The sequence below is a fragment of the Mesorhizobium sp. M0808 genome, assembly GCF_040320025.1.
Lineage (GTDB): Bacteria > Pseudomonadota > Alphaproteobacteria > Rhizobiales > Rhizobiaceae > Mesorhizobium.
In genome coordinates, this window is sequence record NZ_JAMYOX010000006.1 from 30,428 (window position 1) to 57,198 (window position 26,771).

27 protein-coding genes are annotated in these 26,771 nt (G+C 62.4%); 18 read left to right on the plus strand and 9 right to left on the minus strand.

Annotated features, from left to right (window positions below):
* Window positions 1-4 precede the first annotated feature (4 nt).
* The 5 genes from NKI25_RS10275 to NKI25_RS10295 all read left to right on the plus strand — a co-directional run bounded on the left by NKI25_RS10275 (window position 5) and on the right by NKI25_RS10295 (window position 3,716).
* Window positions 5-889, plus strand: a complete 885-nt coding sequence (locus NKI25_RS10275) for a transglutaminase family protein (RefSeq protein WP_352998400.1) — start codon at window positions 5-7, stop codon at window positions 887-889.
* Window positions 890-1,007: 118 nt separating this feature from the next.
* The gene (locus tag NKI25_RS10280; RefSeq protein WP_352586613.1) at window positions 1,008-2,129 is read left to right on the plus strand and encodes a DNA topoisomerase IB; all 1,122 of its coding nucleotides are present in this window, start codon (window positions 1,008-1,010) and stop codon (window positions 2,127-2,129) included.
* Between the two features lie 263 nt (window positions 2,130-2,392).
* Complete coding sequence (locus tag NKI25_RS10285; protein WP_352586615.1) at window positions 2,393-2,923, plus strand: dihydrofolate reductase family protein; 531 nt, start codon at window positions 2,393-2,395, stop codon at window positions 2,921-2,923.
* Between the two features lie 185 nt (window positions 2,924-3,108).
* Complete coding sequence (locus NKI25_RS10290) at window positions 3,109-3,438, plus strand: type II toxin-antitoxin system RelE/ParE family toxin (RefSeq protein WP_352586617.1); 330 nt, start codon at window positions 3,109-3,111, stop codon at window positions 3,436-3,438.
* Window positions 3,435-3,716 carry a helix-turn-helix domain-containing protein gene (locus tag NKI25_RS10295; protein WP_352586619.1) on the plus strand — a complete coding sequence of 94 codons (282 nt, stop codon included), beginning with the start codon at window positions 3,435-3,437 and terminating at the stop codon, window positions 3,714-3,716. The genes NKI25_RS10290 and NKI25_RS10295 overlap by 4 nt, the downstream gene beginning before the upstream one ends.
* 100 nt (window positions 3,717-3,816) lie before the next feature.
* Here NKI25_RS10295 and NKI25_RS10300 read toward each other — a convergent pair whose 3' ends face one another.
* Entirely contained in the window at window positions 3,817-4,683 is an 867-nt protein-coding gene (locus NKI25_RS10300) for a serine hydrolase domain-containing protein (RefSeq protein WP_352586621.1), read from the minus strand.
* Window positions 4,684-5,010: 327 nt separating this feature from the next.
* Between NKI25_RS10300 and NKI25_RS10305 the strand changes: the two genes are divergently transcribed.
* The 3 genes from NKI25_RS10305 to amaB all read left to right on the plus strand — a co-directional run bounded on the left by NKI25_RS10305 (window position 5,011) and on the right by amaB (window position 8,358).
* Window positions 5,011-5,385: a YciI family protein gene (locus tag NKI25_RS10305; RefSeq protein ID WP_023675462.1), complete on the plus strand. Its 375-nt coding sequence runs from the start codon at window positions 5,011-5,013 to the stop codon at window positions 5,383-5,385.
* Window positions 5,382-6,656 (plus strand): RNA polymerase sigma factor, encoded by a 1,275-nt coding sequence (locus tag NKI25_RS10310; RefSeq protein WP_352586623.1) that lies wholly within the window; start codon window positions 5,382-5,384, stop codon window positions 6,654-6,656. The genes NKI25_RS10305 and NKI25_RS10310 overlap by 4 nt, the downstream gene beginning before the upstream one ends.
* A 187-nt stretch (window positions 6,657-6,843) precedes the next feature.
* Window positions 6,844-8,358 (plus strand): L-piperidine-6-carboxylate dehydrogenase, encoded by a 1,515-nt coding sequence (gene amaB, locus NKI25_RS10315; RefSeq protein ID WP_352998401.1) that lies wholly within the window; start codon window positions 6,844-6,846, stop codon window positions 8,356-8,358.
* A 59-nt stretch (window positions 8,359-8,417) separates the two neighbouring features.
* On the opposite strand, the gene NKI25_RS10320 is transcribed toward amaB, so the two are convergent.
* Both NKI25_RS10320 and NKI25_RS10325 read right to left on the minus strand, forming a co-directional pair.
* The gene (locus NKI25_RS10320) at window positions 8,418-9,281 is read right to left on the minus strand and encodes a hypothetical protein (RefSeq protein WP_352998476.1); all 864 of its coding nucleotides are present in this window, start codon (window positions 9,279-9,281) and stop codon (window positions 8,418-8,420) included.
* A 461-nt stretch (window positions 9,282-9,742) separates the two neighbouring features.
* Window positions 9,743-9,928, minus strand: coding sequence for a hypothetical protein (locus tag NKI25_RS10325; protein WP_352998402.1), 186 nt, complete (start codon window positions 9,926-9,928; stop codon window positions 9,743-9,745).
* Between the two features lie 61 nt (window positions 9,929-9,989).
* Between NKI25_RS10325 and NKI25_RS10330 the strand changes: the two genes are divergently transcribed.
* Window positions 9,990-10,802, plus strand: a complete 813-nt coding sequence (locus tag NKI25_RS10330) for a nucleotidyltransferase family protein (RefSeq protein ID WP_352681986.1) — start codon at window positions 9,990-9,992, stop codon at window positions 10,800-10,802.
* Entirely contained in the window at window positions 10,795-11,547 is a 753-nt protein-coding gene (locus tag NKI25_RS10335) for a metallophosphoesterase family protein (protein WP_352633601.1), read from the plus strand. Before NKI25_RS10330 ends, NKI25_RS10335 begins: the two co-directional genes overlap by 8 nt.
* Before the next feature lie 4 nt (window positions 11,548-11,551).
* Here NKI25_RS10335 and NKI25_RS10340 read toward each other — a convergent pair whose 3' ends face one another.
* From NKI25_RS10340 to NKI25_RS10350, 3 genes are read right to left on the minus strand one after another with little or no spacing between them, the layout of a single operon-like run.
* On the minus strand, window positions 11,552-11,719 hold the full coding sequence (locus NKI25_RS10340) for a hypothetical protein (protein ID WP_352448160.1): 168 nt from the start codon (window positions 11,717-11,719) through the stop codon (window positions 11,552-11,554).
* A gap of 60 nt (window positions 11,720-11,779) precedes the next feature.
* Window positions 11,780-13,393: a DHA2 family efflux MFS transporter permease subunit gene (locus tag NKI25_RS10345; RefSeq protein WP_352998403.1), complete on the minus strand. Its 1,614-nt coding sequence runs from the start codon at window positions 13,391-13,393 to the stop codon at window positions 11,780-11,782.
* Window positions 13,390-14,565: an HlyD family secretion protein gene (locus tag NKI25_RS10350; RefSeq protein WP_352998404.1), complete on the minus strand. Its 1,176-nt coding sequence runs from the start codon at window positions 14,563-14,565 to the stop codon at window positions 13,390-13,392. Before NKI25_RS10350 ends, NKI25_RS10345 begins: the two co-directional genes overlap by 4 nt.
* Before the next feature lie 268 nt (window positions 14,566-14,833).
* On the opposite strand from NKI25_RS10350, the gene NKI25_RS10355 reads away from it, so the two are divergent.
* Window positions 14,834-15,265 carry a hypothetical protein gene (locus NKI25_RS10355; protein WP_023675469.1) on the plus strand — a complete coding sequence of 144 codons (432 nt, stop codon included), beginning with the start codon at window positions 14,834-14,836 and terminating at the stop codon, window positions 15,263-15,265.
* Between the two features lie 288 nt (window positions 15,266-15,553).
* Here the strand turns inward: NKI25_RS10355 and NKI25_RS10360 are convergent, their stop codons facing one another.
* The 3 genes from NKI25_RS10360 to NKI25_RS10370 all read right to left on the minus strand — a co-directional run bounded on the left by NKI25_RS10360 (window position 15,554) and on the right by NKI25_RS10370 (window position 18,058).
* Window positions 15,554-16,744: an NADH-quinone oxidoreductase subunit D gene (locus tag NKI25_RS10360; RefSeq protein WP_352998405.1), complete on the minus strand. Its 1,191-nt coding sequence runs from the start codon at window positions 16,742-16,744 to the stop codon at window positions 15,554-15,556.
* 66 nt (window positions 16,745-16,810) lie between these two features.
* A complete protein-coding gene (locus NKI25_RS10365; RefSeq protein ID WP_352998406.1) occupies window positions 16,811-17,236 on the minus strand; it encodes a hypothetical protein in 426 nt (141 codons plus the stop codon).
* 147 nt (window positions 17,237-17,383) lie between these two features.
* A complete protein-coding gene (locus NKI25_RS10370; RefSeq protein WP_352998407.1) occupies window positions 17,384-18,058 on the minus strand; it encodes a DUF2161 family putative PD-(D/E)XK-type phosphodiesterase in 675 nt (224 codons plus the stop codon).
* Window positions 18,059-18,399: 341 nt separating this feature from the next.
* Here NKI25_RS10370 and NKI25_RS10375 point away from each other — a divergent pair, with 341 nt between their 5' ends.
* The 7 genes from NKI25_RS10375 to apnL all read left to right on the plus strand — a co-directional run bounded on the left by NKI25_RS10375 (window position 18,400) and on the right by apnL (window position 26,744).
* Window positions 18,400-19,227, plus strand: a complete 828-nt coding sequence (locus NKI25_RS10375; protein ID WP_352998408.1) for a phosphogluconate dehydrogenase C-terminal domain-containing protein — start codon at window positions 18,400-18,402, stop codon at window positions 19,225-19,227.
* 267 nt (window positions 19,228-19,494) lie between these two features.
* Window positions 19,495-20,436, plus strand: a complete 942-nt coding sequence (locus NKI25_RS10380; RefSeq protein WP_023675475.1) for a D-ribose ABC transporter substrate-binding protein — start codon at window positions 19,495-19,497, stop codon at window positions 20,434-20,436.
* A 112-nt stretch (window positions 20,437-20,548) separates the two neighbouring features.
* Complete coding sequence (locus NKI25_RS10385; protein ID WP_023675476.1) at window positions 20,549-21,202, plus strand: DUF2291 family protein; 654 nt, start codon at window positions 20,549-20,551, stop codon at window positions 21,200-21,202.
* Entirely contained in the window at window positions 21,199-22,743 is a 1,545-nt protein-coding gene (locus NKI25_RS10390; RefSeq protein ID WP_352697462.1) for a sugar ABC transporter ATP-binding protein, read from the plus strand. Before NKI25_RS10385 ends, NKI25_RS10390 begins: the two co-directional genes overlap by 4 nt.
* Window positions 22,740-23,804: an ABC transporter permease gene (locus tag NKI25_RS10395; protein WP_352577757.1), complete on the plus strand. Its 1,065-nt coding sequence runs from the start codon at window positions 22,740-22,742 to the stop codon at window positions 23,802-23,804. The genes NKI25_RS10390 and NKI25_RS10395 overlap by 4 nt, the downstream gene beginning before the upstream one ends.
* Before the next feature lies 1 nt (window position 23,805).
* Window positions 23,806-24,840 (plus strand): Gfo/Idh/MocA family protein, encoded by a 1,035-nt coding sequence (locus NKI25_RS10400; RefSeq protein WP_352998409.1) that lies wholly within the window; start codon window positions 23,806-23,808, stop codon window positions 24,838-24,840.
* Window positions 24,837-26,744, plus strand: a complete 1,908-nt coding sequence (apnL, locus tag NKI25_RS10405; protein ID WP_352998410.1) for a D-apionate lactonase — start codon at window positions 24,837-24,839, stop codon at window positions 26,742-26,744. Before NKI25_RS10400 ends, apnL begins: the two co-directional genes overlap by 4 nt.
* Window positions 26,745-26,771: the final 27 nt, after the last annotated feature.

Genomic DNA, 26,771 nt, shown 5'->3' on the forward strand with positions numbered 1-26,771 from the left:
CAGCATGCTCTACGACATCAGGCTTCACCTGCGTTACGACTATGATGCGGCGGCCGGCGGCGGCCGCCATCAGGTGCGCGTGCTGCCGCCGACCATCCCTGGCGTGCAGCGCGTCATCGCCGCTTCACTGTCTTTTGTGCCGGCGCCCAGCGAACGCTCCGACTTTTCCGACTTTTTCGGCAACAGTGTCACCTCGATCGCCTTTCGTGACGCGCATGATGCGCTCGACATCAGGATGAGCGCGCGTGTTTCAGTGTCGCGGCCCGAACCCGGGCTCGACGTATCGCCGGACATACGCCGGCTGAGGGAAGAACTCGGCGCAGTGCACTCGCTGGCGCCGGCTTCGCCGCATCACTTTCTGGCCGCCAGCGATCATGCCGGCATCGACGCGGCAATCACTGCCTATGCGAAAGGCAGTGCCGGCAGTTCGACAGTCGGCACGGCCATGGCTCTGTGCAACCGCATTCACCGCGATTTCACCTATGACGGCGAGGCGACCACCGTGCAGACGCGGGCCAGCGACGCCTTTGGCCTGAAGCGCGGCGTCTGCCAGGATTTTTCCCACATCATGATCGCCGGCCTGCGCGGCCTCGGTATTCCCGCGGGCTATGTCAGCGGGTTCCTGCGCACCATCCCGCCGCGCGGGAAGCCGCGGCTCGAAGGCGCCGACGCCATGCACGCCTGGGTCAAGGTGTGGTGCGGGCGCGATGCCGGCTGGCAGGAATTCGATCCGACCAATGGCATGCGGGCAAGCAACGACCATATCACGGTCGGCTACGGCCGCGACTACTCCGATGTGGCGCCGATCGTCGGCGTGCTGAAAACCACTGGTGGACAGGCCGGCGAGCAGGCGGTCGACGTCATTCCGGTCGTGCTCGAAAAGGCGTGACGACGCACGTCTTCGTTGCACGGCGACGTCGATAGGCTGTTCTGGAACCAAGAGATCAAGAGGCGTTGGAACCCGCAGCCGGCAAGCGGCTTATCTACGGAAATTCCGTGGAGAGGACATGCTGGACAAATCCGGATCGTCGTCTGGCCGATCGGCTGTGAGGAAAGCTGCACCAAAAAACGGGGTGCCGCAGAACGGAGGGCTGGAGAACGGCGCGCAAGCCTCGGCCGTTCGGGCCTCGCTCAACTATGTCACCGACACTGAACCCGGTATTCGCCGGCTGCGTTCGGGCAAGGGGTTCTCGTACAAAGGACCCGACGGGCGGATTGTCGACGGGGAGGCGCTGGCACGCATCAAGGCGCTCGCCATTCCACCGGCCTGGACGGATGTGTGGATCTCGCCGGATGCCGACGGTCACATCCAGGCGACCGGTCGGGACCAGCGCGGCCGCAAACAATACCGCTATCACCCGCACTGGGCGGAGGAGCGTGACGGCGTCAAATATTCGAGCCTGATCGCCTTCGCCGAAAGCCTGCCCGAACTGCGGCGGCAGATCGACGTCGATTTGCGCCGTCACGGCCTGCCGCTGGAACGCGTCGTTGCGGCTATCGTCTGGCTGCTCGACAACACGATGATCCGTGTCGGCAATGCCGCCTATGCCCGCTACAACAGGAGTTTTGGGCTGACCACGCTGCGTGACCGCCATGTCGACATCAAGGGCTCGAGCCTGCGTTTTGCCTTCATCGGTAAATCCGGCAAGGAATGGAGATTGAAGCTTGTCGATCGCCGGATTGCCAAGGTCGTGCGCGGAGCGCAGGACCTGCCGGGCCAAAAACTGTTCCAGTATCTCGACGAGGACGGAAACAGGCATCCGGTGCGCTCAGACGACGTCAACCGCTATATCAGGGAGAACGCCGGAGCGGAGTTCAGCTCCAAGCACTTCAGAACCTGGGGTGGCACCATCCATGCGGCGTCGCTGTTTGCGCAAACCGAGCGTCCGGAAAGCCAGGCGCAGCAAAAGCGGGTGATGAACAATGTCATCGACAAGGTTGCCGAGCGGCTCGGCAATACGCGCGCGGTTTGTCGCCAATGCTACATCCATCCGGAAGTGTTCCGCGCCTGGTCCGAAGGACGGCTGCTGGACGAAATGGCGGATGCCAACAAAGGCAAGCGCTCGATCGCTGGGCTCGACGACGAGGAGGCCTTGGTCTTGAGATGGCTGAAGGCGAGAGAGGGCTGACGCCGGGACCCACCTCTCAACCGAAATGTGGAAACCAAGCAGATAGAGGTGCCGAATCCGTTTGCAGCATTGGTGTGCTGGGCGATCTTCTTGCCGAAAATATCCTCGTGCGGCATTCTGCGCACCCGATTGTAGCAAAATGTCCCATTTTGCGGCGTCGCAAAATTCAATCGCAAAACTGTCGCTTTAATCGGGATTTTCGCGACAAAGGAATGACGCAGTAGGGTGGCCATCATACCCTGACCGGCACGGAAACTTACGGCATGGCGAAGCTCGTTTTTGGAATGAACCTCTCCCTCGACGGTTATGTCGACCATCAGGAATTTGGACCTGATCCTGCTCTCTTTCGTCATTGGATCGACCACGTCCGCGACCTGACAGGCAGCATTTACGGTCGACGCATGTATGAAGTCATGCGCTATTGGGATGACAACCATCCTGAGTGGACCCCCGAGCAACGCGACTTCGCGATGGCGTGGCGAAGCCAGCCGAAATGGGTCGTGTCCCGCTCGTTGAAGTCGGTCGGCCCTAACGCAACGCTTGTCATGGATGACGTCGAGGTGGCAATACGCGGGCTAAAGACCCAGCTTACAGGGGAGATTTCCGCTTCCGGACCGGAGTTGGCGCAAAGCCTGACTGACCTAGGTCTGATCGACGAATACCGTCTTTACCTTCACCCAGTGGTGCTTGGTCACGGCAAGCCCTTCTTCACCGGTCCTCGGCCGCCGCTCCGCCTTGTGGCCAGCGATCGGGTCGGCGGGGAGGTCATCAGGTTGACTTACGTTCCTGCCTGACCACGGATTGCGCCGACCGTCATGGCCGCTTCGAGGTCGAAAGCCGCTGTCTTCGTGTCGCGAAAATCCTGACTTTTGCACTATTTGCATCCAGATCTGGGTGCGGCAAGGTGACAAGTAGCCCTTGATGCAGCCCGAAGAAAAGAGGCTTGCGGCGACTATACAAATTTTTGTATAGTCGCCGCATGAAAATGCTCAAGTTCCGGGGCAGCGCCCTCAATGATCTGCGCGCTTTCCCGAACTCGGCACGGCGCGAAGCGGGCTACCAGCTCGACAAGGTACAGAATGAGCAACCTCCAACCGACTGGAAGCCAATGGCGACAATCGGGAAGGGTGTGCAGGAGATCAGGATTCGGGACGAAGCCGGCGCCTTCCGGCTGATCTACATCGCCAAAGTCGCCGATGCGGTCTACGTGCTGCATTGCTTTCAGAAGAAAACGCAGAAGACCAGCAAAATGGATCTGGACCTGGCGGCGAAACGCTACGGCGATCTGATGAAGGAGTTAGGCCAATGAGCAACGAGACTTTTGCAAGCGTGTGGGACGCCATCGAAGACACCCCCGCCGAAGCAGAGAACATGAAGCTCCGCTCCACACTGATGATGGCGCTGGAACAGCATATCCGGGCAAAGGGCTGGACGCAGGTCGAAGCCGCGCGCCATCTCGGCGTGACGCAGCCCCGCGTGTCCGATCTCCTGCGCGGTAAGATCAACCTGTTCGCCCTCGACACCCTCGTCAACATGGTGGTCGCGGCCGGACTGCATGTTGAAATGCGCGTTCTGCAATCTGCCTAATCGGCATTTGCCGGTTATTTTGTCGCTTCAATCGGGAATTTCGCGATACGGCAAGATCGCGGAAGGTTGGAAAACGGCCGATCGGCTTCGGGTGGGGGTGTCAAAAGCCGCCGTTTTCCAAGGCACGGAAAACTTCCGCCTCGGGAATGGTGCTTGAAGCGGCGGTTGCCCAAACGACGCATGTTCTCCCCTGCTGCCCATAGACGGCAATTCGACTTCCGGGACCGCTTCCGCTGTGACCGATGGGATGGGCGAGCGGGTTCGTTGCCCGCAGCATCAGCCCCAATCCGTATGCTGGATCGGGATGGAGTTCAGAGCGGAATTGCGGGAGCGGCCTGTGTTCGAGCATTCTGGACAGCGCGTTCCCGTCGACCAAATTGCCGGCGAGTAGATGGCGAAGAAGTCGGGCCGCATCCATCGCCGTGCCGACAACCAATCCGTGATAGACCCAGGCCGGATGGTAGCCGATCGCGTCGCCCATCTGCACGTCTGCTAAATCAGCCGGAGTGAGGGCGAGCCGGGCCGTGGCGAGTTCGGCAGGGATGAATACGAGGTTGGAAAGAGCCTCGGAAAGAGGGACATTCGTTGCCTCCTCGATCAATCGGGCGACCTCCTGGTAGCCGATGTTCGAATAGGCCCACCCTTGACCGGGTTCGTATCGCAGCCGATCCGCTTCGACTGCATTCAACAGGTCATCAACAGACCACGGCGAACGACCCGCTTCAACATCGGCGTGGTAGGCCGGAAGGGAACCGTAGTCTGGTAACCCCGCCTCGTGCTGTAGGAGTTGGGCAGGTGTGAAAGATTTCCCCTCGACAGCTTCGTCGAGGTTGATCTTGCCGCGTTCCGACAGGCGCAACAGAGCAACCGAGAGCGCCGTCTTCGCAAAGCTCCACCATGGAATCGAATCCGTAACCCCCGTTGCGTCTGTTTCGCCATCGTCACGAATGAACACTTTTGCTTCCATGCCGCATCATAGGCAGCCTGGGATGACGACGCGAGAACCGTCCGCTCTTTGGAGAGAATCCGACGTTCATCAACTTCTCGATTGCATCGATTCCGGTGTCGCGAAACTCCTAAGTTTTGCGACAAAATCGATGGCGTTGAATTTTCAGGGAAGTTCCTGCCGCAAAGTCAGTCGCAAAAATTCGAAGTTATGCGACCGACTTTTGCAGCAGAAAGCATTCCACATTTCAGTTAGGGGCTGGGACACCGGACGGAGCGTATTTTTTTGTCGACGCGGTGTCGGGATCGGTCCTAGTGTTTCGTCCTTTGACAGAGAAAAGGACGACCCATGCTCTACGCGATCCTCTGCTATGCCTCTGAAGACGTCGTCTGCTCCTGGAGCAAGGAGCAGGATGATGCGGTCATGGAAAAACTCCTCGGCGTGCAGGAAAAATATGCCCAGGCGGGACGGCTTGGCCCGGTGGCGCGGCTCTTGCCGACGACGGCGGCGACGACGCTGAGGAAGATCAAGGGCGAAGCGGTGGTCATCGACGGCCCGTTTGCCGAAACCAAGGAACAGTTCCTCGGCTTCTACACGCTCGAATGCGCCGACCTCGATGAGGCCGTCGACTTCGCGCGCGAGCTTTCCGAGGTCAACCCGAGCGGCGGCTCCTATGAAATCCGGCCGGTCTCGCTCTTCAATCCCGCCAAGGTTTCCGCATGACCGAACTCGCCTGGATCAGCACAGCAATCAGCACCGCTCGCCCGCAGGTGATGGGGGCATTGCTGCGCTACTTCCGCGACCTCGACGCGGCGGAGGAAGCATTCCAGGACGCCTGCCTGAGGGCACTGAACAACTGGCCGAAAAACGGTCCTCCGCGCGATCCGGCAGCCTGGCTGATCTTCGTCGGCCGCAACAGCGGCATCGATGCGGTGCGCAAGCGCGCCAAGCAGGCGCCGCTGCCGGAGGAGGACCAGATCTCCGATCTGGAGGATGCCGAGAGCGACGTCGCCGAGCGGCTGGACGGCGCGCATTATCGCGACGACATTTTGCGGCTGCTGTTCATCTGCTGCCATCCCGACCTGCCGGCCACACAGCAGATCGCGGTGGCGTTACGCATCGTCTCCGGCCTGACGGTCAAGCAGATCGCCCGCGCCTTCCTCGTCGGTGAAAGCGCCATGGAGCAGCGTATCACGCGCGCCAAGGCGCGTATCGCCGACGCCGGGGTGCCGTTCGAGACGCCGGGAGCGGTCGAGCGCTCCGAACGGCTCGCCGCCGTCGCCGCCATGGTCTACTTGATCTTCAACGAAGGCTATTCCAGCAACAGCGGCGAGGCTTCGGCGCGTGCGCCGCTTTGCGAAGAGGCGATCCGGCTGGCCCGGTTGCTGCTCAGGCTGTTCCAGACCGAGCCGGAGATCATGGGGCTGACGGCGCTGGTGCTGCTGCAGCATGCACGCTCGCCGGCTCGCTTCGACGAGAACGGCGAGATCGTGCTGCTCGAAGACCAGGACCGCAGCCTGTGGAGCCGCAAGATGATCGATGAAGGCCTGGCGCTGGTCGATAAGGCGTTGCGCCATCGCAAGCCCGGTCCCTACCAGGTGCAAGCGGCGATCGCCGCACTGCATGCGCGGGCGGAAAAGCCCGAGGACACGGACTGGAACGAGATCGACCTGCTCTACGGCCTGCTCGAGCAGATGCAGCCGTCGCCGGTGGTGACGCTCAACCGCGCCGTCGCGGTCTCCAAGGTGCGTGGACCGGAAGCCGCACTCGCCATGATCGAGCCGCTGGAGGGAAGGCTTTCCGGCTATTTCCATTTCTTCGGCCTCAAGGGCGGACTGCTGATGCAGCTTGGCCGCGGCGAGGAGGCGCGCGTCGCTTTCGACCGCGCCATCGCGCTTGCCAATACGGCCGCCGAGGCAGCGCATATCCGCATGCATATCGACCGGCTGATGAAAGAAAGCGCCGTGCCGGAAGCCGCCAAGACGGCACGCTAGTTCGCTCTATCTGGCTGGTTCAACAGTCGGACGCCGGCTTGGACCATGCCGGGGTGGCGATTTCTCCCTGAAACGCGTAATGCCACGCCATGACAGCGCCTGGTATGCCGACCGGCAAGGAACCGGTATGGCGAAAAGCTTGGACCGACGCCATATGAGCGACGGGATCTGAAAGGGACGAAACGAAATGACGATTGCGAAGGAAACGGCCGGGGTTCTGGCGAAACTGGGCGTTGCCGAGGGCGCGCTTACGGGCGGCGACCTCATCGTGCGCAGCCCGGTGACCGGCGAGCAGATCGCCGCGCTGAAGACCATCTCGCCGGCCGATGCGGCAACGACCATCGACAATGCCCACAAGGCTTTCCTGGCGTGGCGGCAGGTGCCAGCTCCCAAGCGCGGAGAGCTGGTGCGGCTGCTCGGCGAAGAGTTGCGCACACACAAGGCCGAGCTTGGCCGGTTGGTATCGATCGAGGTCGGCAAGATCCCATCCGAGGGTCTTGGCGAAGTGCAGGAGATGATCGACATCTGCGATTTCGCCGTCGGTCTTTCCCGGCAATTGTACGGCCTGACCATCGCCACCGAGCGTCCCGGCCATCGCATGATGGAGACCTGGCATCCGCTCGGCGTCGTCGGCGTCATCTCGGCCTTCAACTTTCCGGTCGCGGTGTGGTCGTGGAACGCAGCGCTTGCGCTGGTCTGCGGCGACGCGGTGGTGTGGAAGCCGTCGGAGAAGACACCGCTGACGGCGCTCGCCTGCGAAGCGATTTTTGCACGCGCGGTAAAGCGTTTTGGCACGGACGCGCCGCAGGGGCTGGCGCCGGTGCTGATCGGTGATCGCGCCGTCGGTGAGATCCTGGTCGATCATCCCAGGGTGCCGCTGGTCTCGGCCACCGGCTCGACACGCATGGGCAGGGATGTCGGCCCACGGCTGGCGAAGCGCTTTGCCCGTGCGGTGCTGGAGCTCGGCGGCAACAATGCCGGCATCGTCTGCCCGACGGCCGATCTCGACATGGCGCTCCGCGCTATCGCCTTCGGCGCCATGGGCACGGCCGGCCAGCGCTGCACGACGCTCAGGCGCCTGTTCGTGCATGAGAGCGTCTATGACCAGCTCGTTCCGCGCCTGAAGAAGGCTTATGAGAGCGTCTCGGTCGGCAATCCGCTGGAGACAAGCGCTCTGGTTGGCCCGCTGATCGACAAGGCTGCCTACGAGAATATGCAGAAGGCGCTGGAGGAGGCGGCTTCGCATGGCGGTAAGATAACCGGCGGAATGCGGGTCGAGAACGGTCACCCCAAGGCCTACTATGTGCGTCCGGCGCTGGTCGAAATGCCGCGGCAGGTTTCGCCGGTGACGGAGGAGACCTTCGCGCCGATTCTCTATGTGTTGAAATATTCCGATTTCGATGCCGTGCTCGACGAGCACAATGCGGTGGGAGCGGGGCTGTCGTCGTCGATCTTCACCCGCGACCTGCAGGAATCCGAGCGCTTCATTGGCGTCGACGGATCGGACTGCGGCATCGCCAACGTCAATATAGGCACGTCAGGGGCCGAGATCGGCGGTGCCTTCGGTGGCGAGAAGGAAACCGGCGGCGGCCGCGAGTCTGGGTCCGATGCCTGGAAGGCCTATATGCGGCGCGCCACCAATACGGTGAATTATTCCAAGGCGCTGCCGCTTGCGCAGGGCGTGTCGTTCGACATCGATTGAAATGCCAGACCTCCGTCGCGGCGGCGCCAAGGCTGCCACGAGGGCGGTCGGCTCGCGGTTCAGCTGGTTTCGGAAGTTACAACACAGTTGTCGAAGGCTGCATCGATGATGGCGAGCTTGACCGCCTGGGCGGTCATGTATTCCTGATAGAACTCGCTCGACACCCACATGACCGAGTGACCGCGCTGGCCCAACCAGCCGATGCTGCCGAGTTCCTCGGCATCGCGCAATTTGCGTGACAGGTGAGTGCGGGAAAGCTTGAGCCAGTTCGCGAAATCCCCGATTGAGACGACACCGGTCGGGATTCGGTCCAGGTCGGCATAATCGGGATCGACGCCGGACATCAGCCAATCCATGACGATGCCGCCATTGTCGAGCCAGGTGAACAAGGAAAAAGTCTGTTTTGGCTGCCGCACGGCATGCGACGAAAGCAGGCCGTCGGCCACCAGCGGCTGCAGTTTGGCGAGCACATCCGGTTGTACGACGAATGCAGCCAGTCGAGATCCACCGTCCAGGCTGTCCAGCGTTTTCAGATGAGCTATGACCCAGCCGGCAACCGTCTCCAGAGTGCCCGCGGCCGGCTCAAAGGGGCGGATGCGCCCATATTTAATCGGCAGATGCCGGATGAAGCCGTAATGCAGCATCTCCTTCAGGAAGGCATCGGCGGTGTTGCGGCTGGCCACCGAATGCCGGCAGATGTCGTCCATGAACCGTGCGGACGTAAGTCCCTTGCGATGACCGTCCGGCTCTCGATTGAAATGCAAGCCAAGGCCGATATGGGCCATCAGCCAACGCTGTTGCGTGGCGAATACGGAAGCCAGCCGCGGGTTCGCTTCATAGGTCTGGAGAAGCGTCCGCGACTGAGCCTGGACATGGCGACGCAGTGCCGGATGGCTGGCAATGTCTTCAGAAACCAGCGCCATCCCCGCCGAGCCCAACCAAATTTGCAACTGGAAAATGCCGATCACAATTTCAGCCTTCGCGGGTCGTGTCCAGAGCCGGCGCATCAGGATACGAGCTGAATCCCGCCGGCTAGTGGGCTGAATTCCGCGACTTGATCGCCGAGGCCACTGATTTCGCTGCAGAGGGCCAGCCCGCTCGAACCCACCAATGATGACTTCGCCTGTCCAGCCCGTGCTCCCGCCGATGGCGACGCGGAACCAACACAAGCTTTGCTCGTTGAAGAACGCTGATTGGACTGAGACAGTGAGGGACTACAAAATGGAGAATGGCCTTTTCGCCACGCCGCCTGCAGCTTTCCGGCAAACAGAGTCGGTCTGGCCGCGGGCGCTCAGGTGGCTGTTGCGCCGGGTGCGCAGCGCCTCCGATAGTTCGGGAACCATGTTGAAGCCAATCCTCTCCGGACCCGAGGATGACAGCGGGCCTACTCCGCCTCGACGCGCTTGAGGCTGACCGCGCTGCGATCTTGACGCCAAAAATGACCGCTCACATATCCTTTTAGGGCCGCGCCGCAGCCGACAACCATGACCGCTTCGAAGGCCTGCCACGGCGGCGTATCCGCCTGATGCAGCAGGCGAGGGCGGTAGTGCCTCGTAACGGCGGGAACCATCGGGCATGCCTGGCTATTAGATACAGGCGGCTGCTGGTCTGCCGGGCCAGGAGCCATTGCTATGATCATTAATCCCCCACCGGAAAGCGCCATCCCGGCATCCGTTCCGTCGGTCGATCCAAAAGCCGCCCCGACGCTTCGCAATGCCGAAGCGGAGGTCTTTTATATCGAAGCGATCCGCGAGCTTGTCGCGACCGGCATCCCCTTTCTCGTCGCCGGCACCTATGCCGTAAGCGCCTATACCGGGATCATCCGCCAGACCAAGGATCTCGACATTTTCTGCAAGGCCGGCGACTGCCCGCGCATCCTCGCCCATTTTAAGCAGATCGGCTACGCCGTCGTGGTCGAGGACGACCGGTGGCTCGGCAAAGTGTTCAAGGGCACGCATTTTTTCGACGTCATTTTCGCCTCGATGAACGGCACAATGCCTGTCGACGACCAGTGGCTGGAGCACGCCCGTCAGGGCGAATTGCTGGGCAGCCAGGTGCGGATCATCGGGCCCACCGAGCTTATCTGGTCCAAAAGTTTCATCCAGGACCGCGGTCGCCACGATGGGGCCGACATCGCGCACACCATCCTCAAGGCCCACGACCAGATCGACTGGCAAAGGCTGCTTTCCTACATGGAAGTTCATTGGGAAGTTCTGCTGATGCATCTCTTGAACTTCCGATGGATCTATCCGACGGAGCGGGGCCGCGTGCCCGCCTGGCTGCTCGACGAGCTGCTTGACCGGCTGGCCAAGCAGCGCGAATTGCCACCTTCCCGGATGAAAATCTGCCGTGGGCGCATGCTTTCACGAACTGACTATGAGATCGACGTCAACGACTGGGGTTTTGCCGACGTCGGCGGTGAAGGAGAACATAGCAATGGCTAACGAGCTCGAAACTGCTTCGCCGAAGGCGGAAAACGGCAGCGCACTCAAAGTCGCCGCCATTGGCGATCTGCATGTCGGCAAGGAGGACCAGGCCTCGTACCGCGATCTTTTCGGCGAGATGTCGCGTGCAGCCCAGGTTCTCGTGCTGACGGGCGACCTTACCAACCTCGGCAAGCCTCGGGAGGCCGAAATCCTTGCCGAGGAACTGCGTGCCTGCACGATCCCGGTCGTCGCCGTACTTGGCAACCACGACTATGAGTCAGGCGCCGTCGAGCAGGTCACCGACATTCTGCGCCAGGCGGGCGTTCACCTGCTCGACGGCGAGGCGACGGAGATTCACGAGGTCGGGTTCGTCGGGGTCAAGGGTTTCGTTGGCGGTTTTGGATCGCGCATGCTCGGCTCCTTCGGCGAACCGGCCATCAAGTCGATGGTGGCGGAAAGCGTGAACGAAGCGATGCGGCTTGAAAACGCAATGCGGCAGGTCCGCGCCAAACGCACGCTTGTCGTTCTGCACTACGCGCCTGTCGTCGAGACGGTCGAAGGCGAGCCGCTGGAGATCTTCCCGTTTCTCGGTTCGTCACGCCTGGCCGAGACAATAGACCGGTTCCAGGTCAGCGCGGTGGTGCATGGCCATGCGCATCGCGGCGCCTACGAGGGCCGCACACCGGGCGGGGCGTCGGTCTATAACGTTGCCATGCATGTCGCCAAGCCGACCGGCCGCCCCTACGCTGTGCTCGAAATCTAATAGGCTAGATGTTGAACGCCCGCTTCGGCGGAATATCGTTTTCATCCGGATTGGGAATGGGGTCCTCGTCGGGGAGCCTGTCGGGGTCCGGCTCACGCACGGGCTTGGGATCGGGGATGGGAGGCGGCGGCACCGGGGTCGGCATTGGCTCGGGTGTGGGAATAGTGGCCATCGTGATCATCTCCTCTTGGCGCAGAACAACGCAATGGGTCAGCTGGTTCCCGCCTTCTGGTCAGCCCATCTCCGGATTCGCCTGTCTGCTGCCCGACTTGCTTGATCGCAGCAGCAGAGCAAGCGGAACGAGCAGGGCGGTTGCCACCGCGCAGTAGCGGAAGACATCGACATAGGCGAGCAGCGTGGCCTGGCGGGCGATCAACTGGCCAAGCCAGCCGATCGCCTGCTGCTTCGCCTCGACCATCGGCGAACCCTGGGCGACGAAATGCTCGGTCGCCTGCCGAAGCGCCTGCTGATAGGCGGGCGACGACTGCACGGTGTGGCCGACCAGATTCGATTGATGGATCTGGGAGCTTTGCGCAATGACGGTGTTGGACAGCGAGACGCCGATGCTGCCGCCGATATTGCGTGCAACGTTGATCAGCGCCGATGCCTGGTTGGTCTTCTGCGGGGGCAGGCCGACATAGGCCGCGGTCGAGATGGGAATGAACAGGAACGGCAGCCCGACCATCAGGAAAACACGGGCAAAGGCAAAGAAGCGGAAGCTGGCGTCCGGGGTGAGCGAGGTCATATGCCAGAGGGCCACTGCGACCACCGACATGCCCATCATGATCAGGTATTTGGGCTGCACGATGCTGCCTACAAATCCGGACACCGGCATCAAGATCAGCATGGCGATGCCGCCCGGCATCATCGAAAGGCCCGAGAGCGTCGCGGTGTAGGCAAATGTCGTCTGCTGCAGCTGCGGCACGATCTGGGTGGTGCTGAACAGGATAGCACCGACCGCCATCATGACCAGGAAGGCCGTGCCGAACTGGCGCGTGAACAACAGACGCATGTCGACGACCGGATCGCTGCGACTGAGCTCCCATGGGATAAGCAGCAGGAACGCGATCGCGGAAATCACTGCGAAAGTGGTGATGAAATCCGAGGCGAACCAATCGTAGCGCTGGCCCCGGTCGAGAAAAATCTCCAGGCACCCCAAGGCCGTCGCCACCAGGACGAACCCGATCCCGTCGATCTTCAGGCCGCCCTTCAGCCGTTCCTTGCGTTCGCGTTCGAGTACGTCCGGTTCGACCAACAGCCATTGCACCAGGGCCAGCGACAGGATGCCGAACGGCACGTTGATGAAGAAGATCCAGTGCCAGGAGAAATGGTCGGTCAGCCAGCCGCCGATCGTCGGCCCGACCGTCGGTGCGACGATGACGGCAATGCCGTAAAGCGCGAAGGCCTGCGAGCGCTTTTCAGGCGGAAAGGTGTCGGCAAGGATCGATTGCTCGCTTGGCGCCATGCCGCCGCCGCCGAGGCCCTGAAGGACCCTGAACAGGATGAGCAGTTCCAGGTTGGGCGCCAGTCCGCACAGCAGCGACGCGACGGTGAGGGTCGCAACGCAGAGCATGTAGTAGCGCTTGCGGCCGATGACGCTTGCCAGCCAGCCGCTGACCGGAATGATCACCGAGTTGGCAACGAGATAGGTGGTAATGACCCAGGTGCTTTCGTCCATTCCGGCCGCCAGGCTGCCAGCGATGTTGCGCAGGGCGACATTGGCGATCGAGGTGTCCAGCACCAGCATGAAAGTGGCGATGGAGACGACGACGGCGATGAGCCACGGATTGTGTGTCCCGGCGGCGGATCGGCTTTCGCCCTGATTTCTGGCGGTTTCGCCGTTCATCGCACCTTGACCGTCGGCACCACCGACAGGCCTGGCCCGAGAAGCACATCCGGCGGCTTGTCGAAGACGATCTTGACCGGCACGCGCTGCACCACCTTGACGTAATTGCCGGTGGCATTTTCGGCCGGCAGGAGGCTGAAGGCGGTGCCGCTGCCGGCCTGGATGCTGTCGACGCGGCCGTGAAAGGACTTGCCCGGGTAGGCGTCGATGTCGATGTCGACCGGCTGTCCCTGCCGCATCAGATCGAGCTGCGTCTCCTTGAAATTGGCCTTCACCCAGACCTCGTCGGGAACGAACATCATCAATACCTGGCCGGGTTGGGCGTAGGTGCCCTTAGCGGCGGAAATGCTCGTTGCGCGCCCGGCTGCGGGTGCTGTGATAGTCGTGCGCGACAGCGTCATGCGGGCTTGCTCCTGGCTGGCCTTTGCCTGCTCGAGCTGCGCCTCGGCGCTCCTGGCCTGTGCCTGCAAGACCGAAACCTGGCTTTTTGCGGAGGCGACATTGGCCTCGGCGCTGTCCAGCGCGGCCTGGTCCTGACGCAACGTCGATGCCGCCTGCTGCGCCTGCTGCTGCGTTGCTGTGCCCCTGGCCAGGAGTTCGCGATTGCGTTGATCCTCGGCCTTGGCGAAATCCAGCGCTGCCTTGGCCTGTGCAACCTGCCTCTGGGCAGCGTTCACCTTTGCCTTTTGAGCCTCGATCTGGGCGGCGACATTGACGATTTCGGCCTCGGCCGCGGCGACGCCGGCATCGGCCTGCTTCAGGTTTGCCTGATAGTCGCTGTCGTCGATACGCAGGAGGACATCGCCCGCCTGTACATGCTGATTGTCGGTAACCGCCAGCTCGGTAATGCGGCCGGCTATTTGCGCACCGATCGTCACTGTGCGCGCATCTATGAAGGCGTCGTCGGTCGATTCGTACTGGCGAGCGTTCAGCCACCAGATCGCGATGCCTGCCGCGACGAGCAACAGCGCAAGCGCGATGGCTGCGGCCGCATAGGGATGGCGCCTGGGAAAGCCGAGCAGACCGGCCTTTCGTTGCGAGGCATTCCCGTCGAGCTTCTCCTGCCGGGGCTCTGCCGATCGCTCACGAGATTCTCGAACCGGGGCCGGTTGCTCCCGGGTTTCATTTACAGGCTCGACGTCTTGCTCGACGCGTTGAGGCTTCGTGTCCAACGGAATTGCTTTCAAGACTGATATTGCAGCCGCCGAAGCGGACGCAAAGCCAAACGGCAAGCTTCCGCAAAAGTTCCTGTCCGGAAACGGGTTCGGTTAACGGGTCGACATCGAACACAGGCGGGGGCGCGTCGGAATTCGAGCGCCGCTTCACCGGGCAGGTGATCCGTACGCCTCATGTTACGGCGGTCCGGCCTTGTCAGCGCTCCATGGCGCGATAATTGCTCATGTAGGCGTGGGCGAATTCACCTGTCGACAGGAGCCGACCATGAAACATCAAACACTCGACCAACTGCAGGCCGTCGCGGAAGTTGAGTCCTTCGCGGCGTACCCGGCGATGACTCGAACCCAGCGGATTGAACGTTGGGCGGAACTTCTCGAACAAAACCCGACCCGATGCCTTGGGGCGCTTCCAGGCACCGAATATATGAACAGGGAAGCGCGTGACAGATCGCGTGGCGCTGGGACGCCGCTCACTGTCGCCTTCGAGGATCCGGTTCTGCGTGCCATGGGCCTCAGCGATGATACCTATGGTGAGGCAAAGCGCTTCTTCGAACTGAGCGACCGGCAGTTGCACCAAATCGTCTGCCATTGCCATGTCGGCGCTACGATGCAAGCGAGATGGGCCGCTGCCAGGGTGCGCGGGATAGTTCGCGGCAACAGATTTGTTGCCTGGATGAAGGGCTTGATCGTGCATTGAGGCGGTACGAGGAACGGCGGAACACGCGTTCTTTCCGCGCCGTGGAGAGCGCTTCCGAACTTGGAAGGGCTCGTGCCCCGTCGGGCCGCGCAGATTGTGAAACTCCTCGACGCTTGGCTGCGCCTTGTCGCGGCCAGGCGTCCGTCTTTGATTTGAGAATTTGAGCTGGCCCGCCGCAGGTGAGGGCCTTCGTCTGACCGGCGGTCGAGCGCCGTCCAGGCCTGCCTGCGCGGCTACTAACGACACAAATGATCCTGCGATCGGGGAAGATCCTGCGACCTGGCTAAACTAGCGATCGATTTCTCCGAACACGATGTCGAGCGAGCCGATTATCGCGGCAACATCGGCGATCATATGGCCTCGGGACAGGAAATCCATCGCCTGCAGGTGGGCGAAGGAAGGTGCGCGGATCTTGCATCGGTAGGGAACGTTGCCCCCGTCCGACACGAGGTAGACGCCGAATTCACCCTTCGGCGCCTCGACGGCGGCATAGACTTCACCGCTCGGCACGCGAATGCCTTCGGTATAAAGTTTGAAGTGGTGGATCGTCGCTTCCATCGAGCGCTTCATCGTGGCACGCGGCGGCGGCGTGATCTTGTGGTTCGGAATCGCGACCGGTCCCTGGCCTTCGGGTGAGCGCAACTTTTCCAGGCATTGCCGCATGATCCGGACCGACTGGCGCATTTCCTCCATGCGTACGAGATAGCGGTCGTAGCAGTCGCCATGCTTGCCGACCGGAATATCGAAATCCATCTCCGAATAGCATTCGTATGGCTGCGCCTTGCGCAGGTCCCAGGACGCGCCCGATCCGCGTACCATCACCCCGGAAAAGCCCCAGGCCCAGGCATCATCGAGGCCGATCACCCCGACATCGACATTGCGCTGCTTGAAGATGCGGTTCTCGGTCAACAGCTCTTCGAGATTGTCGCAGACCTTGAGGAACGGATCGCAGAACTTCCAGATGTCGTCGAGGAGTTCCGGCGGCAGATCCTGATGCACGCCGCCGACCCTGAAATAATTCGCGTGCATGCGGGCGCCGGACGCGCGCTCATAAAAGACCATCAGCTTCTCGCGCTCGACGAAACCCCAGAGCGGCGGCGTCAACGCGCCGATGTCCATGGCTTGCGTGGTGACGTTGAGGAGGTGCGATAACAGCCGGCCTATTTCGCAGAAAAGCACGCGGATGAGCTGTCCGCGTTTCGGAACCGATATTTCGAGGAGCTTCTCGGCGGCGAGACAGAATGCATGCTCCTGGTTCATCGGCGCGACGTAGTCGAGCCGGTCGAAATAGGGCAAGGCCTGCAGGTAGTTCTTGTACTCGATGAGCTTTTCGGTGCCGCGATGCAGCAGGCCGATGTGGGGATCGGCGCGTTCCACGATCTCGCCGTCGAGTTCGAGCACCAGCCGCAGGACGCCGTGAGCGGAGGGATGTTGTGGCCCGAAATTGATGGTGAAGTTGCGAACTGCAGCCTCGGCCATGACAGTCCTCCGCGATCGGGCGGCCTTCGTTTCCGTGCCGGAGCCGGCTTGTCCGCTTTGAGCCGCTCACGTCGTCGTCTGGATGATCAGCGTCAGCGTGCCGTCGCCGTCGATATTGGCCGCCACGACCTGCGTGGAATTAAGCCCGTTCGCCGCCAGCGCCGATGCCGCCTGCGGCGATGCGTCGATCGAACTTTGCAGGATGCGCAAATCCTCGGCGCTGGTCTGGGTGACGACGGCCTCCGCCTGTGCCTTGATGTCAGGAGGCAGATCCTCCATCGCCACGATTGTCACTGCGGTGAAATTCTGGGCGGAGAAGGCTTGGTCAGGTGTAGTCTGGTCGGGAGTGGTCCCTTCGGGCGTGGCTTGCTCTGGCAGGGTTTTCGGGGCCGTCGGCGGGACAGGGGCAAGCTCTGGTCCCACGGATTGCGCATAGACCGGCGAGGCAAGGGCCAGTGCCGAAAGTGTGGCAATTGTCGTCGATAGGCGCATAGCCGTTCCTTCCGTTTGCTCAGCGGACGATCAATTCGGTGACGACAAAACCATCGTGTCGAAATATGGTTCCGTGACCGAGGTGATGTCTTGCCGAAAGCCGTGATTGTCGCGGAAAGCAGGGCGCGAAATCCGGCGTTGCCTGTCTCAGGCAGCGGTGTGGCTGCGATCGGGCTGCGGCCAGCGCTGCAACGCCTCACGGCCCTGAGCGGTCAGGTCGTAGATCCCGCGATCGGTGCGCGCGAACCAGCGATACACATTGTGCAGCAGGATCTTAGGCGCGTTCGGCAGGTTGGGCTTCAAGTCACGCGGCCGCTTTGGGCCGTCGGCGAGGGCTGCGGCGCATGCCAGCGCTTGCTGGCGATAGGCGGTCATGATCGGCGCACGCGAGCCGCCGCCGGCGACAGGATCGCCCTGCCGACGCTGATGTTCGTCAATTAGCTTCGAGCGGCGCCGGGGATCGCGACGCGGAGCCAATGCCGTCGGGCTGAGCAGCACCTGAACCTCGCCGTTCGGTCGCACGCCAAGCAGGCCTAAGCCGAGCCGACGGCAGAGATTGCGGTATCTCACATCGCTCTCACGGCCCTTGCCGCGGGCCGACATGCATGCCGCTAGCCAGACCTCGTCGCTCGCCGCCATACGGTCGACGCCCTGGAGGACGAGTTCGAGGTTGAACTTCAGCTTCAGCTCGCAGATGACGACGATCGGTGGAGAGTCGGCACTCAGCGCCAGCAGATCGCAGCCGCCGATCTCGCCCTTGACCATAAATCCCAGGCCTTCCAGGAAGGCCTTGACCGGGCTGTAGAGTGACGTTTCGAGCATGGGCCTTTGTCGGCTGCGAATCATCCCGCCGATCGGCGGTTCAGCGCGATGATCGCTCCTTGCCGTTGAACAGGAGGTAAACGACGGCCAAACAAGTGGTCAGAGCCGTGCCATGGCCGCTTGCCAATTTGGTATGCTGGTATAATGTGTACCTGAGGTAGCATGCTCCGCGTAGCTGCGCTGTGCTGGACATCCGGGCGCCCGAGACATCGTCCATGGCATCGTCATTTGAGCGGCGGCTCCCCTGCGTTCTCTGATCCGCCAACCGGCGGCAATGTGCATACAAGTCAATGGGATGACGATCGGCAGGGCCGTCGTTGGAATTCAGGAGTAACGGACACATGACAACGATTGCGCTGTTTGGTGCGGGCGGCAAAATGGGTTACCGTCTGTCGACCAATTTTCGCGGATCTCCCTATACGATACGCCATGTCGAGGTCAGCGACGCCGGCCGCGAGCGGCTTAAGTCGGGCCTCGGCATCGATGCCGTCAGCGCCGATGAGGCGCTTGATGGCGCCGATGTGGTGATCCTGGCGGTGCCGGACACGCACATCGGCAAGGTCGCGGCGAGTATCGAGAGCAAGCTTGCATCAGGCACGATGGTCGTCGTGCTCGACGCCGCGGCACCTTTCGCCGGGCATTTGCCGAAGCGGCCGGACCTGACCTATTTCGTCACCCACCCGTGCCATCCGCCGATCTTCAACGACGAGACCGACATGGCGGCGAAGAAGGACTATTTCGGCGGCGTCAAGGCCAAGCAACACATGGTCAGCGCCTTGATGCAGGGACCCGAGGAAGATTTCGCCAGGGGTGAGGCGATCGCCAAGATCATCTGGGCCCCGGTCATGCGCTCGCATCGCGTCACGGTCGATCAGATGGCGCTGCTCGAGCCCGGCCTTTCGGAAACGGTATGCGCTTCGCTGCTCGTCATCATGAAAGAGGCGGTCGACGAGGTGGTGGCGCGCGGGGTCGACAAGCAGGCGGCGCTCGACTTCCTGCTTGGTCATATGAACGTGCTTGGCGCCGTCATCTTCGGCGAAACCAAAGGCGTGTTCTCCGACGCCTGCAACAAGGCGATAGAGTTCGGCAAGCCGGTGCTGATGCGCGACGACTGGAAGCGGGTGTTCGAGCCGGAGGAGATTGCCGCGAGCATTCAGCGCATCACTTGAGGGAGCGCCGACGCGTCTTCCGGAACATGTCACCTGAAATTGTCATTGACTCATTATACCAGTTGGCTTAGCTGTTCGATTGATCGGACCGTCAAGCTTCGCAGCAGGCTCAGGGGCTGGATGAGTGGAGGATAGGGGGAGCGATCCGTCGAAGTGAAGCCGGCCAAGGGCTTGTGAATCTGACGCGACCCGCCGCCTACGGCCGGCAAACGAAATCGAATGCATATAGCCTTGGGACAAGGCACGAATTTTCAACGGGAGGAATACATGAAACTGACACGCAGAATGACGCTTGCGGCTTTTGCCGGCATGCTGGCGCTTGGCACCGCCGCACCCGCCTATGCGGCAGATTTGATCGCCATCATCACGCCCTCGCATGACAATCCGTTCTTCAAGGCGGAAGCTGTCGGCGCGGAGGCCAAGGCCAAGGAACTCGGTTACGAGGCGTTGGTGCTCGTCCATGACGACGACGCCAACAAGCAGTCCGAATTGATCGACACGGCGATCGGCCGCGGCGCCAAGGCGATCATCCTCGACAATGCCGGCGCCGACGCCACCGTCGCCGCGGTGCAGAAGGCCAAGGACGCGGGCGTTCCTTCCTTCCTGATCGATCGCGAGATCAATGCCACCGGCGTTGCCGTCGCGCAGATCGTCTCCAACAATTATCAGGGCGCCCAGCTCGGCGCACAGGAATTCGTCAAGCTGATGGGCGAGAAGGGTAATTTCGTCGAGCTCGTCGGCAAGGAATCCGACACCAATGCCGGCATCCGCTCCAAGGGTTACCACGACGTCATCGACGACTATCCGGACCTGAAGATGGTGGCGCAGCAGTCGGCCAATTGGAGCCAGACCGAGGCCTATTCAAAGATGGAATCGATCCTCCAGGCCAATCCCGATATCAAGGGCGTGATCTCCGGCAACGACACGATGGCGATGGGCGCTTATGCGGCACTTGCCGCTGCCGGCCGCAAGGACGTCATCGTCGTCGGCTTCGACGGGTCGAACGACGTGCGCGACTCGATCACCTCCGGCGGCATCAAGGCGACAGTCCTGCAGCCGGCCTTCGCGCAGGCGCAGATGGCGGTCGAGCAGGCCAACGACTTCATCAAAAACAAGAAGTCTCCCGCCGAAGAAAAGCAATTGATGGACTGCGTCCTGGTCAATGGCGACAATGCCGCCAAGCTGGAGACGTTCGCGCTCACCAACTGAGCCGGTGCAACATCAGCAGCAAGGGACGAGCCTCCGGTTCGTCCCTTGCTTCCATTTCGCCCTTTCTTCCATTTCTTTGGGTGCTCCTGACTGCCATGCCGAACGAGCCGACATGTTCAACACGCTGACCCGGCCGATCTTTGTCGCGTTGTTCCTCGCAGCAATAGGCAGCCTGACCGCCTGCAAGATCCTGCCGACGCCGTCAGCGGAAAACGGCGGCACTGGCTCCGCGTTCAATCCCGACAAGATGGTCGAGGACATCTGGGCGGCGAAAGTCATACCCTATCTGCAGCAGAAGGCCGGGCCGTTTCCCGAGGTTCATGCCTTGGCAAAGACCGATCCCGCCGCTGCCGGCGCCAAATACGGCAATCCGAAAAAGCAGGCGAATTCGCCATGGACCTTCGCGGTTCGGCTCGAGGGCAAGGTCGTGGCAGCCAACACACAGTCACGCGCGGCGACGATGGACATCGATGCCGACGGCGACGGCAAGGCGGACGCGCGGGTGCAGATCGGACCCGCCATGCGCGGAACCGCGCTGCGCGACAGCCTCGACTTCATCCAGTTCAACGATTTCACCAACCAGATCGACTTCGCCCAGTTCGGCAAGGCTTTCAACGCCTATGCCGACAAGACCGTGCTTTCCAAGCTGCCGCGCGAGGCACTCGAGGGCCGCAGCGTCGAGGTACTTGGCGCCTATACGCCGGGCAGTGGCCAGGACCTGCCGCTGGTAACGCCGGCGGAGGCAAAGATCGGGCCGAAGCCATGACCGGCGATCAAGATGTCATCCTGAAGCTGGAGGACGTCTCGAAAGTCTATTCCGGCACCGTCGCGGTCAAGCGGGCGAATTTCGAGGTGCGCAAAGGCGCGGTCAACGTGCTGGTCGGCGAAAACGGAGCCGGCAAATCGACGCTGATGAAGATCATCGCCGGCGTCGAGCAACCGACGCTCGGGCGCATCTTGCTGGACGGCGAGGAGGTTTCATTCTCGTCTTCCGGTGATGCCGTGAGCCGCGGCATCGGCATGGTTTTCCAGGAGCTGAATCTGTTCGGCAATCTGACTGTCGCCGAAAATATTTTCGCCACCCGCGAGATCACCAACCGCTTCCGCAAGATCGACCGCAAGGAGCAGGAGCGCCGCGCGGCGGAGTTCCTTGAACGCCTGGAAGCCGGCATCCGGCCCGACATGCTGGTCGAGGATCTGCGCATCGGCCAGCAGCAGCTGGTCGAGATCGCCAAGGCGGTTTCGCTCGATGCGCGCATCCTGATCATGGATGAACCGACCTCGGCGCTCAGCGCGGCGGAAGTCGAGATCCTGTTCAAGGTGATTGCCGACCTCAAGGCACGCGGCGTGGCAATCGTCTACATCTCGCACCGGCTCGAGGAACTGATCCGCATCGGCGACACCATCACGGTGCTGCGCGACGGGCGCATCACCGGCCAGGCGGAGATGAAAGACGTCGACACCCGGTGGATCGTGCGGCAGATGATCGGCTCGGACGCCAAGGACTTCGCCAAGGCCGACGGCCATGTGCCGGGCGAGGAAATATTCCGCGCCGAGGACATCTGCCTGCCGCGCGTCACCGGCGGGCTTGCGGTCGATCACGTCTCGCTGTCGCTGCGCGCCGGCGAAATTCTTGGCATCTATGGCCTGATGGGCGCCGGACGCAGCGAGCTGTTCGACTGCGTCATGGGCCGCCACGGCCATTCGACGGGCACGATATTCATTGCCGGCAAAAAAGTGCACGAGCGCGACACGACGCGGCGCATCCGGCGCGGCCTGGCGCTGATCCCCGAAGACCGCCAGCGCGAAGGGCTGGTGTCGATCCTCTCCGTCGCCAGCAATCTGACGCTGGCCAGCCTGTCGCGGTTCGTGCGCCTGTTCCACATTCGCGGTGCCGCCGAAAGACAGGCGGTGGCCCGGACGGTGCGCGAACTGGCGATCAAGGTCGCCGATCCGGCGCAGGAAGTCTCGTCGCTGTCAGGCGGCAACCAGCAGAAGGTGGTGATCGGCAAGGCGCTGCTCACCGGCCCGAAGGTGCTGTTGATGGACGAGCCCAGCCGCGGCATCGACGTCGGCGCCAAGGCCGACGTGTTCCGCACCATGCGCAAGCTGTCGCGCGACGGCCTGGGGATTCTGTTTGCCACCTCCGATCTCGACGAAGTGATGGCGTTGTCCGACCGCATCGCGGTGATGAGCAATGGAAAATTGACCGGCATGTTCGACCGCGCCGAGGCGACGGAGGCCGCACTCGTCGCTGCCTCGGCCTTCGGCCACGGACCGGTCCCGCACGGAGAGCAAGGCGCATGACTGACATCCCAGCCAAGGCGGCGGTCAACTCCATGTCGGGCGGCTCGGTCCTGCTGACGCTGATGAAGGCGAGGACGTTCATCGCGCTGATCGCCGTGCTGTTATTCTTCTCGATAGCCGCCCCCAATTTCCTATCGGCCGCCAATCTTATCCTGATGTCGAAGCACGTGGCGCTGAACGCATTCCTCGCAATGGGCATGACCTTCGTCATCATCACCGGCGGCATCGACCTGTCGGTCGGCTCGATCGTCGGCCTGTGCGGCATGGTGGCCGGCTACCTCGTGCTCAACGGCATCGACCTGCAGGTCGGCTACACCATCTATTTCAACGTCTTCGAGATCGCGCTGATCACGCTTGCCGTCGGCATATTGATCGGCGCCGTCAACGGCTTGCTGATCACCAGGCTTAACGTTGCGCCTTTCATTGCCACGCTCGGCGTGCTCTATGTCGCGCGCGGCCTGGCGCTGCTGTCGTCGGACGGCCGTACTTTCCCCAATCTCGTCGGCAAGCCCGAGCTCGGCACCACAGGGTTCGGCTACCTCGGCGCCGGCCGGCTGCTCGGCCTGCCGGTCGCGCTCTGGATTCTGCTCGTCGTTGCGCTAGGGGCGGCCTATCTCGCCAAATACACCCCGCTCGGCCGCCACATCTTTGCGGTCGGCGGCAACGAACGGGCGGCGCGGATTTCGGGCGTCCGCGTCAACATGGTGAAGATGTTCGTCTACATGTTCTCCGGCTTCTGCGCGGCGATCGTCGGGCTGATCATCTCGTCCGAGCTGATGGCGTCGCATCCGGCGACCGGCGAGAGCTTCGAGCTGAACGCCATTGCCGCGGCGGTGCTCGGCGGCACCTCGATGTCGGGCGGACGCGGTACCATCGGCGGTACCATTGTCGGCGCCTTCGTAATCGGCATCCTTTCGGACGGGCTGGTGATGATGGGAGTGAGCTCGTTCTGGCAGATGGTGATCAAGGGCCTCGTCATCATCGTCGCCGTCGTCGTCGACCAGGCACAGCGCCGGCTGCAGAGCCGTGTCACGCTGATGCAGATGGCAAAGGCCGGCTGACATGGCGGAACTGCGTGGAGCGCTGATCGGCTGCGGCTTCTTTGCCGTCAACCAGTTGCATGCCTGGCGCGACATAGAGGGCGCCTCGATCGCCGCCATCTGCGACCGTGATCCGGACCGGCTGCGGATCGTCGGCGACCAGTTCGGGGTCGCGCGGCGCTATACCGACGCGGCGGCGCTGTTTGCCGGCGAAAGGCTGGATTTCGTCGACATCGCCACCACCGCACCAAGCCACAGAATGCTCGTGGAGATGGCGGCGCAGCACGGCGTTCCGGCAATCTGCCAAAAACCGTTTGCGCCGACGCTTGCCGACGCCAAAGCGATGGTAAAGGCCTGTGCTGACGCCGGCGTGCCGCTGATGGTGCATGAGAATTTTCGCTGGCAGTCGCCGATCCAGGCGGTGCGTACCGTGCTCGACAGCGGCGAAATCGGCACCCCCTTTTTCGGACGGATCTCGTTCCGCTCTGCCTATGACGTGTTTTCCGGCCAGCCCTATCTGGCGACCGGAAAGCGCTTCATTATCGAGGATCTCGGCATCCATATCCTCGACATCGCCCGCTTTCTGCTGGGCGACGTCTCGACGGTCACTGCGCGAACGGCGCGCATCAATCCCGGCATTGCCGGCGAGGACGTTGCGACGATGCTGATGGACCACACGAGCGGCGCCACTTCCGTGGTCGACTGCAGCTACGCGAGCAAGCTCGCTACCGAGCCGTTTCCGGAGACGCTGATCGAGATCGACGGCAGCGACGGCACGATCCGGCTGGCGCAGGGCTACCGGCTCACCGTCACCGGCAGGAGCGGGACAGCCGTGAGCGACGTCTCGCCACCGCTGCTGGCCTGGGCATCACGGCCGTGGCACAACATCCAGGAAAGCGTCGTCGCCATTCAAAAGCACTGGGTCGATTGCCTGACCAACGGAACCGAGCCCGCGACCTCGGGCGCGGACAACCTCAAGACATTAGCGCTGGTCGAGGCAGCCTATGCCGGCGCCGCAAGCCGGGAGCCGGTGCAACTCGACGCCTTGCTGAAATGACAGCCGACGCCTTCCTCCTCTACGGCACACGTGCCGTTGAAGCCGAACCGGTCAGGCTGCGCGCCGGCGCGCTGACGGCGGACTTCGTCAACGGCAATCTGCGCAGCATCCGCCACGGCGACACCGAAGTTCTGCGTGCCATCGCCTACATCGTCAGGGATCGCGACTGGGGCACCTACGAGCCGACGCTCACCGATTTAATCATCGACCAGGGCGATGACGCTTTCTTCGTCAGCTATTCGGCAGGTTGTTTCGGACCAGAGGGAAGCCGGCTCGGCTTCCGTGCGACCATCAAGGGCTCCGCCGACGGCCAGTTGGTCTTCGACGTGAGCACTCTTCCCGACAGCGATTTCGAAACCAATCGCTGTGGCTTCTGCATCCTGCATCCGATTGCCGGCCTGTCCGGCCGCCCGGTCACGGTCGAGCATACCGACGGCAGCGTGGTCGCGACGCGGCTTCCAGAGCTGATCGATCCCTGGCAGCCTTTCAAGGATCTGCGGGCGATCACCCATGAGGTCCGGCCGGGCGTCACCGCCGAATGCCGTATGCAAGGCGATACTTTCGAGATGGAGGACCAGCGCAACTGGTCGGATGCCTCCTACAAGACCTATGTCCGGCCGCTGGCGCTGCCATGGCCATACGTGCTGCCGGCCGGCGAGACCTTCCGCCAGACCATCAGCTTGCGGATAGAGGGTCGCGGGAAAGTGCCGGCGGCTGCGGCAACCGTCGAACCAATTCGCGTCACGCTCGGCAAAGCCGGACCGGCGCTGCCGGATATCGGCGTGATCGTCTATCCGGATGAGGTCGAGGCGGCGCTGGGCAAGCTGCCGATGCTGTCCGAGCTTGGTCCGCAGCAATTGATGTTCCATTACGACCCGACGCGTGGCCATGGGCTCGACGCCTTGCGGGCTTACGCCCGGCTCGCCGCCGCCTATCCGGTCCGGACAATGCTCGAATGTGTCATTGCCGGCGACGGCGATCTCGACGCCGAGCTTTCAGGCGTCGCCGACATGGTGCGCCAGGTCGGGCTCAAGCTTTCGGCCATTGCCGTCTCGCCCTCGGTCGACCGGCAGTCGACGCCGCCGGGCAGCGCATGGCCGCAATGCCCACCGCTCGAAGACGTCTATGCCGCGGCGCGGCGCGCCTTTCCCGACACCCGCCTCGGCGGCGGCATGTTCAGTTATTTCACCGAACTCAATCGCAAGCGTGTGCCGGCTGACCCGCTCGATTTCGTCACGCATTGCACCTGCCCGATCGTGCACGCCGCCGACGATCTCAGCGTCATGCAATCGCTGGAGGCACTGCCTTTCATCACGGCGTCAGTACGAACGATCTTCGGAACAATACCTTATAGGATCGGGCCGTCGACCATTGCCATGCGCCAGAACCCTTATGGCGGCGCGACCAAGGCCAATCCCGACAATCAGCGCATTGCCATGGCCGACCGCGACCCTCGCCATGCCGGGCTGTTCGGGGCCGCGTGGACGATCGGCTATGCCGCGCGCGTTGCGCCGGCCGGGCTCGAAATGCTCACGCTCTGCAGCTTCACCGGACCATTCGGCGTACTGGCCTCGTCGGGCGAACCTGTCGAAGAAGGTGCACCCCGGCCGATTTTCCACGCGGTGAAAGGACTTTGCGATCTGGCCGGCCATGCGCATGTGGCGGCGACAACGACCGATGAGACGCGGGTGCTGGCACTGGCCGGCCGCTCCCAGACAGGCAAGATCATCGTCTGGCTGGCGAACCTTACCTCGGACGACGTTCCAGTCGATGTTTCCGGGCTCGGCTCCGATCGGGGTCCTCTGAAGATCTGGGATGGACGAATATCGCGCAAGATTCCGCGAGATACGTCGGTCCGAGACCATCTTGTGATGACACCCTATGCAATCGTCCGGATCGGCTGAAGTCATTTGCCGAGGCTCATGGATAGC

Bases quoted from the DNA above. Each gene is read 5' to 3' on its own strand.
- NKI25_RS10395 (WP_352577757.1), top strand. From the start codon at position 22,740: ATGACTGACATCCCAGCCAAGGCGGCGGTCAACTCCATGTCGGGCGGC.
- NKI25_RS10370 (WP_352998407.1), bottom strand. From the start codon at position 18,058: ATGCTCGAAACGTCACTCTACAGCCCGGTCAAGGCCTTCCTGGAAGGC.
- NKI25_RS10275 (WP_352998400.1), top strand. From the start codon at position 5: ATGCTCTACGACATCAGGCTTCACCTGCGTTACGACTATGATGCGGCG.
- NKI25_RS10335 (WP_352633601.1), top strand. From the start codon at position 10,795: ATGGCTAACGAGCTCGAAACTGCTTCGCCGAAGGCGGAAAACGGCAGC.
- NKI25_RS10330 (WP_352681986.1), top strand. From the start codon at position 9,990: ATGATCATTAATCCCCCACCGGAAAGCGCCATCCCGGCATCCGTTCCG.
- NKI25_RS10365 (WP_352998406.1), bottom strand. From the start codon at position 17,236: ATGCGCCTATCGACGACAATTGCCACACTTTCGGCACTGGCCCTTGCC.
- amaB (WP_352998401.1), top strand. From the start codon at position 6,844: ATGACGATTGCGAAGGAAACGGCCGGGGTTCTGGCGAAACTGGGCGTT.
- NKI25_RS10300 (WP_352586621.1), bottom strand. From the start codon at position 4,683: ATGGAAGCAAAAGTGTTCATTCGTGACGATGGCGAAACAGACGCAACG.
- NKI25_RS10325 (WP_352998402.1), bottom strand. From the start codon at position 9,928: ATGGTTCCCGCCGTTACGAGGCACTACCGCCCTCGCCTGCTGCATCAG.
- NKI25_RS10345 (WP_352998403.1), bottom strand. From the start codon at position 13,393: ATGAACGGCGAAACCGCCAGAAATCAGGGCGAAAGCCGATCCGCCGCC.
- NKI25_RS10295 (WP_352586619.1), top strand. From the start codon at position 3,435: ATGAGCAACGAGACTTTTGCAAGCGTGTGGGACGCCATCGAAGACACC.
- NKI25_RS10340 (WP_352448160.1), bottom strand. From the start codon at position 11,719: ATGGCCACTATTCCCACACCCGAGCCAATGCCGACCCCGGTGCCGCCG.
- NKI25_RS10360 (WP_352998405.1), bottom strand. From the start codon at position 16,744: ATGGCCGAGGCTGCAGTTCGCAACTTCACCATCAATTTCGGGCCACAA.
- NKI25_RS10400 (WP_352998409.1), top strand. From the start codon at position 23,806: ATGGCGGAACTGCGTGGAGCGCTGATCGGCTGCGGCTTCTTTGCCGTC.
- NKI25_RS10305 (WP_023675462.1), top strand. From the start codon at position 5,011: ATGCTCTACGCGATCCTCTGCTATGCCTCTGAAGACGTCGTCTGCTCC.
- NKI25_RS10280 (WP_352586613.1), top strand. From the start codon at position 1,008: ATGCTGGACAAATCCGGATCGTCGTCTGGCCGATCGGCTGTGAGGAAA.
- NKI25_RS10285 (WP_352586615.1), top strand. From the start codon at position 2,393: ATGGCGAAGCTCGTTTTTGGAATGAACCTCTCCCTCGACGGTTATGTC.
- NKI25_RS10380 (WP_023675475.1), top strand. From the start codon at position 19,495: ATGAAACTGACACGCAGAATGACGCTTGCGGCTTTTGCCGGCATGCTG.
- NKI25_RS10355 (WP_023675469.1), top strand. From the start codon at position 14,834: ATGAAACATCAAACACTCGACCAACTGCAGGCCGTCGCGGAAGTTGAG.
- apnL (WP_352998410.1), top strand. From the start codon at position 24,837: ATGACAGCCGACGCCTTCCTCCTCTACGGCACACGTGCCGTTGAAGCC.
- NKI25_RS10375 (WP_352998408.1), top strand. From the start codon at position 18,400: ATGACAACGATTGCGCTGTTTGGTGCGGGCGGCAAAATGGGTTACCGT.
- NKI25_RS10390 (WP_352697462.1), top strand. From the start codon at position 21,199: ATGACCGGCGATCAAGATGTCATCCTGAAGCTGGAGGACGTCTCGAAA.
- NKI25_RS10385 (WP_023675476.1), top strand. From the start codon at position 20,549: ATGTTCAACACGCTGACCCGGCCGATCTTTGTCGCGTTGTTCCTCGCA.
- NKI25_RS10310 (WP_352586623.1), top strand. From the start codon at position 5,382: ATGACCGAACTCGCCTGGATCAGCACAGCAATCAGCACCGCTCGCCCG.
- NKI25_RS10320 (WP_352998476.1), bottom strand. From the start codon at position 9,281: ATGGCGCTGGTTTCTGAAGACATTGCCAGCCATCCGGCACTGCGTCGC.
- NKI25_RS10290 (WP_352586617.1), top strand. From the start codon at position 3,109: ATGAAAATGCTCAAGTTCCGGGGCAGCGCCCTCAATGATCTGCGCGCT.